Origin of the sequence: Vibrio sp. 10N.222.48.A3 (genome assembly GCF_041475345.1) — a bacterium.
In the GTDB taxonomy this organism is placed as follows: Bacteria; Pseudomonadota; Gammaproteobacteria; order Enterobacterales; family Vibrionaceae; genus Vibrio; species Vibrio tasmaniensis_A.
The window spans coordinates 1-912 of sequence record NZ_JBFRVX010001623.1; the positions used below are offsets into that span (position 1 = coordinate 1).

Below are 912 nucleotides of genomic sequence, written 5' to 3' on the forward strand. Positions count from 1 at the left end.
ACTTTACGAGAGAAATATGAACATAGTGTTAGCAACTTACAAAGATCCAGCTCATGGATTAGATTGGCATCAACAAACTCCCAAAATCGAAAAAAATACTCGAGAGCTTTTGGTGAACTCTGAGCTTCCATTGGAATTTTCTATACGTGAGGGGAATATTGGTCGCGGTGCTGACATGCCTGTTACTGTTGTAGAAATTCTATCTGTATTCGGCCTAGTAACATTTGTTATTCCTGAAACACATAAACGCATAAGAGAGTCTTTTGAAGAGTGGGGACGAATCCGAGAAAGTATACTAAATTGCATTTTCTTACTCAGCCGAAAAAATAAATTAGTTTCTCTACCGGAAGAAGTGCTATTTGCCAAGTCAGTTGAAAAACTCGTTTCGGAATTGAACGATGATGCTGTTTTTGTAAAACATGAAATAATTCATAGCATTGGTAGCCATGAAGATCATGCCGGCCTAATGGGTTTTTACTTTGATTGCGATGGAAAACAATGGCGTGTCGTTATCAATGGTTTGGCTAAAATTAAACTAATAGAACAGATATAGATAACATTAAAGCCCGATTCGTTATCGGGTATTTTGGGGCCTTATCGGCTTTCGTTTGTTTGGATACACGGTTTACGTAGGGCGCCGATAATTAGTAGGTAAAATATGAAACAGCCTCAATTCGATGGTGAAATGCTTCTTTGCTCTAATTGCTTTGAAGACGAAGGTTTAAAAATAAATGCATACAAAGTGGGAAATCAATCACCAGACAAGTGCCCAAATTGTAATAGTATCGACGGCAACAAGCTTACTAAGGAGTTAATTGAACAATTGGCTTGGCGGTTTTTTGTTAGTGGGACTACGAAACGCTGTGATTATGGAGCTGCGCCTGTAATTCAAATGAATGAATACCACTATGG

General features: G+C 38.3%; 2 protein-coding genes. Both read left to right on the forward strand.

Annotated features, from left to right (window positions below):
• On the forward strand, positions 1 to 553 hold a 553-nt coding region (locus tag AB4653_RS28090), incomplete at its 5' end, for a hypothetical protein (protein WP_372105912.1).
• A 105-nt stretch (positions 554 to 658) separates the two neighbouring features.
• The coding region (locus tag AB4653_RS28095; protein ID WP_372105914.1) for a hypothetical protein at positions 659 to 912 on the forward strand (254 nt) is incomplete at its 3' end.